Origin of the sequence: Nocardioides sp. T2.26MG-1, assembly GCF_950101795.1 — a bacterium.
Lineage (GTDB): Bacteria > Actinomycetota > Actinomycetes > Propionibacteriales > Nocardioidaceae > Nocardioides.
The window spans coordinates 19,767-27,936 of sequence record NZ_CATNLZ010000014.1 but is presented as its reverse complement, the minus strand read 5'-3'; the positions used below and the strand labels follow the sequence as shown (position 1 = coordinate 27,936).

9 protein-coding genes are annotated in these 8,170 nt (G+C 73.1%); 6 read left to right on the top strand and 3 right to left on the bottom strand.

Annotation, left to right across the window (positions count from 1 at the left end; genetic code table 11):
- Nucleotides 1-121: 121 nt before the first annotated feature.
- From QQZ14_RS12375 to QQZ14_RS12365, 3 genes are read left to right on the top strand one after another with little or no spacing between them, the layout of a single operon-like run.
- Nucleotides 122-310, top strand: a complete 189-nt coding sequence (locus QQZ14_RS12375) for a ferredoxin (protein ID WP_284534626.1) — start codon at nucleotides 122-124, stop codon at nucleotides 308-310.
- The gene (locus QQZ14_RS12370; protein WP_284534625.1) at nucleotides 307-1,344 is read left to right on the top strand and encodes an NAD(P)/FAD-dependent oxidoreductase; all 1,038 of its coding nucleotides are present in this window, start codon (nucleotides 307-309) and stop codon (nucleotides 1,342-1,344) included. Before QQZ14_RS12375 ends, QQZ14_RS12370 begins: the two co-directional genes overlap by 4 nt.
- Nucleotides 1,345-1,368: 24 nt before the next feature.
- Complete coding sequence (locus tag QQZ14_RS12365; protein ID WP_284534624.1) at nucleotides 1,369-2,286, top strand: LysR family transcriptional regulator; 918 nt, start codon at nucleotides 1,369-1,371, stop codon at nucleotides 2,284-2,286.
- A 13-nt stretch (nucleotides 2,287-2,299) separates the two neighbouring features.
- On the opposite strand, the gene QQZ14_RS12360 is transcribed toward QQZ14_RS12365, so the two are convergent.
- The 3 genes from QQZ14_RS12360 to QQZ14_RS12350 all read right to left on the bottom strand — a co-directional run bounded on the left by QQZ14_RS12360 (nucleotide 2,300) and on the right by QQZ14_RS12350 (nucleotide 5,008).
- Nucleotides 2,300-3,799, bottom strand: coding sequence for a hypothetical protein (locus tag QQZ14_RS12360; protein WP_284534623.1), 1,500 nt, complete (start codon nucleotides 3,797-3,799; stop codon nucleotides 2,300-2,302).
- A 1-nt stretch (nucleotide 3,800) separates the two neighbouring features.
- Entirely contained in the window at nucleotides 3,801-4,340 is a 540-nt protein-coding gene (locus tag QQZ14_RS12355; protein ID WP_284534622.1) for a SigE family RNA polymerase sigma factor, read from the bottom strand.
- A gap of 74 nt (nucleotides 4,341-4,414) precedes the next feature.
- A complete protein-coding gene (locus QQZ14_RS12350; RefSeq protein WP_284534621.1) occupies nucleotides 4,415-5,008 on the bottom strand; it encodes a TetR/AcrR family transcriptional regulator in 594 nt (197 codons plus the stop codon).
- 172 nt (nucleotides 5,009-5,180) lie between these two features.
- Between QQZ14_RS12350 and QQZ14_RS12345 the strand changes: the two genes are divergently transcribed.
- The 3 genes from QQZ14_RS12345 to QQZ14_RS12335 are packed head-to-tail and all read left to right on the top strand — an operon-like array spanning nucleotide 5,181 to nucleotide 8,169.
- A complete protein-coding gene (locus tag QQZ14_RS12345; RefSeq protein ID WP_284534620.1) occupies nucleotides 5,181-6,050 on the top strand; it encodes a phosphotriesterase family protein in 870 nt (289 codons plus the stop codon).
- A 1-nt stretch (nucleotide 6,051) separates the two neighbouring features.
- Complete coding sequence (locus QQZ14_RS12340; protein ID WP_284534619.1) at nucleotides 6,052-7,041, top strand: phosphotriesterase family protein; 990 nt, start codon at nucleotides 6,052-6,054, stop codon at nucleotides 7,039-7,041.
- Nucleotides 7,042-7,053: 12 nt separating this feature from the next.
- Nucleotides 7,054-8,169, top strand: a complete 1,116-nt coding sequence (locus QQZ14_RS12335) for an FAD-dependent oxidoreductase (RefSeq protein WP_284534618.1) — start codon at nucleotides 7,054-7,056, stop codon at nucleotides 8,167-8,169.
- Nucleotide 8,170 lies beyond the last annotated feature (1 nt).

The following is an 8,170-nucleotide window of genomic DNA, read 5'->3' as shown; positions in this document are numbered from 1 at the left end:
ACCGGACCCCGCAGAACTCATGCTGGACCTTGAAGGTCGAGGATCGTTGGCGGTGGCCCGGTGGGGACCAGGGGTGCATCAGAGGCTCATCCGAAGCCGCCGACGCGAGGAAGGTAGACCAGTGAGGCTGGTCCTGGACCGCCCCCGCTGCGAGGGCCACGGCCTGTGCGAGGAGGCGGCACCCGCGCTGATGCACCTCGACGACGACGGCGAGCTGGTCCTCGACCGCGAGGAGGTCGGCGACGGTGACGTCGCGGCCGCCAACGCCGCGGTCCGGGTCTGCCCGGTCGCCGCCCTGCGGCTGGCATGAGCACGCTGCGACGCGTCGTGGTCGTCGGCAACGGGATCGCCGGCCTGACCGCGGCCGACACGCTGCGCGCCGAGGGGTACGACGGCGAGCTCGTGCTCGTGGGCGACGAGCCGCACCCGGCGTACTCCCGGCCCGCGCTGTCCAAGGCGCTGCTGCGCGATGCCGACGACCTCACCTCCCATGTGCTGCCGCCCGCCGGCCACGGGGCGAGCGAGCTGCTCGGCGTCCGGGCCGTGGGCCTGGACGCCGACCGGCGGTTGGTCGAGCTCGACGACGGCGAGCGGCTGCCGTACGACGGCCTGGTGATCGCCAGCGGCTGCCGGCCGCGCCGGCTGGGGATCGCGGGCGAGCGGACGCTGCGCAGCCTCGACGACGCCCTCGCGCTCCGGGCGCTCGTGGCCACGCGGCCCTCGGTGCTGGTCGTCGGCGGTGGGCCGCTGGGCATGGAGGTCGCGTCGAGCTGCCTGGCCGCGGGCTGCGCGGTCACGCTGACCAACCTCGGTCCGCCGCTGGTCGACCAGCTCGGCCCGCACCTGTCGACGTTCGTGGTCGACGCCGCCCTGGCGCGCGGCCTGCGGATCCTGCCGGCCGACGCGCCTCGGCCTCCGGCGGACGTGGTGATCACGGCCGTCGGCGACGTCTCGAACACGGAGTGGCTGGGCCTCGACGGCGCGGTCCCGGTCGACGCACGCGGCCGGTGGCGCCCCGGGATCGTGGCGGCCGGCGACGTGGCGGCGTTCCCCTCGGGCCGCACCCCCCTGTGGACCAGCGCGATCGAGCAGAGCCGGGTCGCCGCCGCCGCGCTGCTGCACGGCGACGCGGCGCCGGCATACGTGCCACGGCCCTACTTCTGGACCGAGCAGTTCGGGCTGTCGATCAAGGCGGCCGGTTCGCTGCCGGCCCACGGCGAGCCGACGGTGGTCGACGGCGAGGGGGACGCGGTGCTGCTGCAGTGGCCCGGCGCCGCGGTGGCGGTGAACTACCGGATCCCGGTGCCGCGGCTGCGGCGGCTCACGGAGGTGGCGGCCGTCTGATGAGCACGGTCTAGGGTCGTGGGCGTGGCGTCCGACCTCGACCGGCTGGCCGCGGTCGACCTCAACCTGCTGCCGCCGCTGCTCGCGCTCCTGGAGGAGCGGTCGGTGACCCGCGCCGCCGCACGGGTCGGGCTCTCGCAGCCGGCGATGAGCCACGCGCTGGCGCGGATCCGCCGGCTCGTCGGCGACGACCTGCTGGTCCGCCAGGGCCGCGGCCTCGTGCTCACCCCGCACGCGGCCGGGCTGGTCGGCCCGCTGCGCGAGGCGCTCGACCGGGCCGCCCGGGTGGTGCGCTTCCCCGGCTTCGACCCCGACACCGACGCGCGCACGGTCAACGTCTCGCTGACCACGTCGACGGCGTACGTCCTCGGCGGCCACCTGGCCCGACTCGTCGCCGAGCGGGCGCCGCACGTGACGCTGCGCATGAAGACCTCGCCGCAGCTGGACGACCTGTCCTTCACCGATCCCGGCGTCGACGTCGTGCTGCTGCCGGAGACGCTGCCCGCGCCGTACCCCCGCGAGCGCCTCTACGACGACCGCTGGGTCGTCATCGCGGCCCGGGACGCCGCACCGGCAGACGCCACCGCGCTCGACCTGCTGACCACGCTGCCCCACGCGGTCTTCGAGTCCGGCTCCGGGCGCGACCGGCGCACCCGCGCGTACGCGGTCCTCGACGAGCAGGAGGTCGCCTACGCCGTGCGGCAGGTGGTACCCGACCAGATGCTGCTGCCCACGCTCGTCGCCCGGGTCGGCGGCGTCGCGGTGCACCGGTACCGCGTCGCGACCGCGATGCGCTTCGAGGTCGCGCTGCGGATCGAGGAGTTCCCCTTCCCGATCCCCCCGCTCGGCATCGACATGGTCTGGAACCCTCGCCTCACCGACGCCGCGTTCACCGGGTGGCTGCGCGGCCTGCTGCTCGAGGCCGCGGCGGCGCTGGACTGAGCACGAGCCGAGGTCAGGCGCCCCCGATGCCGACGTAGCTCACCCGCCAGCCGTAGGCGTTGTCCGCGGGCTCGAGGATCGCGTAGTAGACGGTGGCCGGGGCGCCCTCCGGGGCGGCGTCGAAGTCGATCTCGCAGTCCTTGTTCCCACTCCCGTTGTCGCGGCAGGTCGACGCCGATCCGCCTCCCCCTGCCGCGAACGCCACCAGCTGGTCCCACTCTCCGTCGGCGACGACCGCCGGGTCGAGCAGGCTCGCACGATCATCGGAGACCACCGCGCGGACCACGGCGTCGAGAGTCGCCTCGGCGGTGAAGCTGCCCAAGGTGTCCCGGGCGGTCTCGCCGGCCCCCTCCGGGGCCGGGAAGTCGCGGCAGGCCCCGAGGTCGACGCGGCAGCGGACCAGGCGGAACTCGGCGGGGCCGGCGCGTCCCTGGCCCACCAGGGTCGCGAGGACCGTCTCGTCGTCTTCCCAGGACCAACTGAGGGGCACGAACCCCCAGCCGTCCGGGGCGTCGAGCACCATCTCGTCGCCGCCCCCGACCGGCTGGGCGCGCAGGCTCCCGACAGCGGTGACCTCACCACCCAAGGTGCCGGCCGGGGACCGGAGGAGCCAGCCGCCACCGGGGCTGATGTCGAGGGTGTCGTACGTCGGGAGGGCGGGCCCCAGGGAGAAGTTGCCGTCCCAGTCGATGAGCGCGAGGTGGGGCTCGGTGTCGGTGGCATCGACAGCGCCGCCGGAGCCGTCCACGACGACCAGGCCTACGGGGGTCGCCTGCAACAACACCTGGTCCGGGGCCGCGTCAGCCAGGTCGATGACCGTCGGCTCGGCTGGGTGCTGCGCACGCCAGACCAGGCTGGTGCGGGTGCCCTGCACGATGACGTCTCCGTCGTCGGTGACGGCACTGACCCGGATCGCGACGCCGTCCTCGTAGCGGGGCAGGTCGTCGAGCGGCGACAGGCCGAAGCCCTCGCCCCCCGGCTCGGTGGTGAACCCGTTCACGCTCGCGCGGCCACCGCTCACATCGATGTACGCGATGTAGGACCCGTTCGGCGACAGCACCGGGGGCTGGTCGAACTGGCCCTCGATCCGTTGAGCCTCCACCCCGGGGCCGCCCCACCACCAGGAGCCGTCGAAGCGGGTCGCGAGCCAGACCCCCCAATGGGACTGCAACCCCCACCACTCCCCCGGCACCTGCTCGCCGTCGACGTACAACCGGCGGTCGACGACGAAGGGGACGGTCGGCATCGCGGTCGAGATCGTGGTGTCGACCGACTCGGTCGCCCGGCTCGGGGCCGGCGGCGCCGGCTGCGGGGAGCCGTCGTCCTGGCGGCTGAACAACAACGCCACCACACCGGCGATCAGCACGACAGCGGCGGCCACCACGAGCGGCTGCCAGGGCCGGGGGCGCTTGGTCGGGGCGTCGGCGGGCAACCCCGGCATCGGTGGCACGCGGAGGCCGTCCGCGACCTCGTGCAGCTCGCGGGCCAGCACGTTCTCGAGCTCGGTGGTCATCTCAGGCCTCCTCTCCCTGGTGGGCCTCGGAGCCGATCGCGGCTCGCAGGGCGTTCAGCGCGCGGTGCGCGGTGGACTTGACGTTGCCGGTGGAGCAGCCCAGCGCGTCGGCGATCTCGCGCTCGCTGAGCTGCTCGTAGTAGCGCAGCACCACCACCGCCCGCTGCCGCGGCGGCAGGGACGCGATGTGCGGCCAGAGCACCATCCGGTCCTCGGGTCCGCCGGCCGACCCGGCCCGCAGCGCGGGCCGCGGCTCCGGAGGCTCGTCGGTGAGCAGCTCGAGCCGGCGCGCTCGCGGCCGCCGCTGCGAGATGAAGATGTTGGTCTGCATCCGCCGCACGTACGCCGCGGGCTCGTCGGCCCGGCTCACCTTCGCCCAGGAGCGGAACGCCTGGAGCAGCGTCTGCTGGGCGAGGTCCTCGGCGTCGGCGTGGTTGCCGGTGAGCAGGTACGACGAGCGGTAGAGCGCGGGCCACGCGGACGCGGCGTACTCCTCGTACGCCGGCGCGGCCTGCGCCTGCTTGGTGGTCGTGAACGCCATCGGGCACCCCCTTCGTACCCCACTGACGACCGCTGGGCGGCAAAGGTTGCGTCGAGTCGGGGACGACCTCCGGGCTACTCGGTGAGCAGCGCGCACCAGCTGTCGGTGATGGTCTCCAACGCCACGTCGCGCGACACCTCGCTGTCCCAGCCCTCCAGCATCCAGCGACGGGAGAGGAACTCGACCTGGCCGAACGCCAGGACCCCGCGAACGTGCCGGGAGTCCGGCTCGAAGCGGTCGGCGGCGTCGAGGCCGCGGCGGATCTCGCCGATCGCGCTCTCGAACCACTTCTCCACCGCGAGCTCGATCTCGGGGTCGGCACCCGCGGCCTGGTTGGCGGCTCGCACCTTGGGCATCAGGTCGGGCCACTGGTCGAACCGCTTCTCGATCCAGCCCTTGACGAGCGCCCGGTCGCCGGCCTCGACGACCTTCTGCAGCGTCGGGTCGTCGTTGCCCACGAGCATCTCGTTGAGGTCGACGATGATCGCCTGCATCAGCTGCGACTTCGACGAGAAGTGCAGGTAGAACGTCGTGCGCGTGGTGCCCGCACCGGTCGCGATGTCGTCGATCGTCGCGGCGGCGTAGCCCTTCTCCTGGAAGACCCGGAGCCCCGACTCGAGCAGCAGCCGCGTCGTCATCTGCTTCTGAGCGTCGCGGAGGCTGGACATGCCGTCAGGTTAGCGGCCGGACCGACCCGCGACGGCACGGCGTGCCCCACCGGCTCGGTGATTTACATGTCGCACTTTCACTTGACACTCTGTCCAGCCACGTGACACCGTTCACAGCCTGCGTGACCGCGGTCACGCATGCCGGTTCGGAGCAGATCGAGAGGAAGTGCGCATGACGGGCACCGTCAACACCGTCCTGGGCCCGGTCCCCAGCGCGGACCTGGGCGTCGTCGCGGTCCACGAGCGCCTGGTGTCCGTGGTCCCCGGGGCACAGTTCGCGTACGACGTGCGGATCGACCGCGCCGAGGTCTTCGAGGCGGTCGCGGCGCAGCTGCGGGCCTTCCGGGCCGCCGGCGGCGGCACCGTCGTCGACAGCACCGGCATGTTCCACGGCCGCGACGTCCGGCTCCTCGAGGCGCTCTCCCGCGCGACCGGCGTGCACCTCGTCGCGTCCACGGGCATGGGCCCCGAGGCGATGCTCGGCGGCTACTTCCTCACCCCCCAGACCAACCCGCCGACGCCGTGGCCGGCCGACCGCTTCGCCGACCTGTTCACGGCGGAGGTCACCGAGGGCATGGTCGTGCCCCGGGTCGAGCGCCGAGGCCTCGCAGGGCTCGCCGTCACCGCCACCACCCGCGGCGGCCGGACGGCGACCGACGAGAGCCTGCTGCTCGGCGTGGCCCGGACGGCGCTCACGACCGGCGTACCCGCCTCGCTGCGCAGCGACGACGTCGACGACCTCGACGTGGTCCTCAAGGAGGGTCTGCCGGCCCACCGGGTCGCCGTCGTGGCCGACGACCCGCTGGCCGTCGTCGAGCGCGGCGCGTACGCCGTGCTCACCGACCCCGCCCGGGTCCTGGAGCTCGTCGACGCGGGCCACGCCGAGCGGGTGCTGCTGACCACCGGCGGCGTGGGCGTCTCCTTCGGCGAGGACGCACCGACCGCGTCGTACGCCGACCTCACGACCGCCCTCCCCCGCGACGTCGCCACCCAGGTGCTCGTCGCCAACCCCCGCGACCTGCTCGCGATCGAGAAGCGCTGAGATGGCCCGCGTCAACACCGTCCTCGGCCCGATCCCGAGCGAGGAGCTCGGCTTCGTCGCCGTCCACGAGCACATCGGCTACGGGATGCCCGGCTCCGAGCTGGACACCCGCTGGTGGAAGTCCCCCGAGCAGCGCTACGAGGAGACCGTCCCCAAGCTGCGGGCCTTCCACGAGAACTGCAAGCCCTACGGCGCCGCGACGTTCGTCGACGCCACCGGCATCTGCAACGGCCGCGACATCCCCTACTACCAGTCGCTCTCGGAGAAGACCGGGGTGCACATCGTCGCCTCGACCGGGTTCGTCGGCGGCGACACCGCACTGCCGTTCTTCGAGCGGGCCAGCGTGGACTACCTCACCGACCAGTTCCTCCACGAGATCACCGTCGGCATCGCCGGCACCGGCGCGAAGGCCGGGATCATCAAGGTCGGAGTGAGCCGGGGCTTCAAGATGAAGGAGCTCGACCTGCGCATCTACCGGGCCGCGGCCCGGGCGGCGCTGGCCACCGGCGTGCCGATCTTCACCCACCTCGCGGTCGACGTCGAGCCGGCCATCGAGGTCTTCCACGACGAGGGCCTGCCGCTCCACCGGGTGCTCTTCGGCCACGCCGACGACGGCGTCAGCCAGGGCAAGGTGCGCGACACCTGGATCGCCGACCAGGGCGGCCGGATCGGCTTCGACACCTTCGGCTACGACCTCGAGCTGCCGGACCCGCCGTTCTGGGGCCGGCCCCGCCAGGAGCGGCTCGACCACTTCCTGCGCTACGTGCAGGGCGGGCGCGTCGACAGCGTGCTCGCCTCGGCCGACGCCAACTGCAGCCCGCTCGGCTGGCCCGGCGTCAAGGGCCACACCGTCAACTACCTCTTCGAGGTCCTCATCCCCGCCCTGCGCGAGGCCGGTGTCGACGACGACACCATCACCCGGATCTTCGTCGACCTCCCCGCCGCCTTCCTCTCCCTGCAGACCCCGTCCCCCACGACCTCCCCGAGCTGAAGCGAGACCACCATGGACGTCACCAACCTCGACATCGCCATCGTCGGAGCCGGCTACGCCGGAGCCGCCGCCGCCAAGGCGCTGAGCGACCTCGGCGCCCGCGTCACCGTCTACGAGCAGGCCTCCGAGATCCGCGAGGTCGGCGCCGGCATCGGCCTGCGCCCCTCCTCGATGGACCAGTTCAACCGGTGGGGCATCGGCGAGGCCATCAAGGCCGTCAGCTCGGCCAGCGACGCGTTCGCGATCCGCACCGCCGACGACCACCCGATCGCCCGCGAGGAGTGGCCGGAGAAGGCGGCGTACGGCGAGACCACGCACCTGATCCACCGCGGCGACTTCATCGAGGCCCTGGTCGGCGTCCTGCCCGCGGGCATGGTCAAGCTGGGCCACCGGCTCGAGAAGGTCGTCGACACCGGCGCCGGCGCCACCCTCACCTTCGCCAACGGTGAGACCGCCACCGCCGACCTCGTGGTCGGCGCGGACGGCATCAAGTCGCTGGTCCGCGAGCAGCTGTTCAGCCAGGCGCAGCCGGTGTTCGCCGGCGAGCACGCCTACCGCGCCGTCATCGACGTCGCGGACACGTTCGGCATGACCGACGACGGCGACCTGCGGATGTTCATCGGCCGCGGCACCAAGGTCTACCTGCTCCCGCTGCTCCACCGCGGCCAGGTCTCCTTCGACATCACCGCGCTCAGCCCCGACGCCACCTGGGCGCCGGCGATCACCAAGGCCGACGTCCTCGCGACCGTCGAGGGCTTCGACGAGCGGATCGTGAAGATGACCGAGGCCCTCGACATGGCGACCGTCAACGTGCGCGCGGTCTACGACATCGACCCGGTCGACACCTGGCACTCGGACTCGGTCGTGCTCATCGGCGACGCCGCGCACGCGATGTGCCACCACCAGGGCCAGGGCGCCAACTCCGCGATCCTCGACGCCGGTGCGCTCGCGGACACCCTCGCCGCGGCGGGCTCGGTCACCGAGGCGCTCGCGTCGTTCCAGGCCACCCGCAAACCGGTCACCGACGAGCTGCAGCGGATCTCCCGCCACGGCTGGACCGAGGACGAGCTCGACGAGGTCTTCCCCGGGCAGAAGCCCGGCCAGGTCGCCGCGACGACGGGAGCCTGAG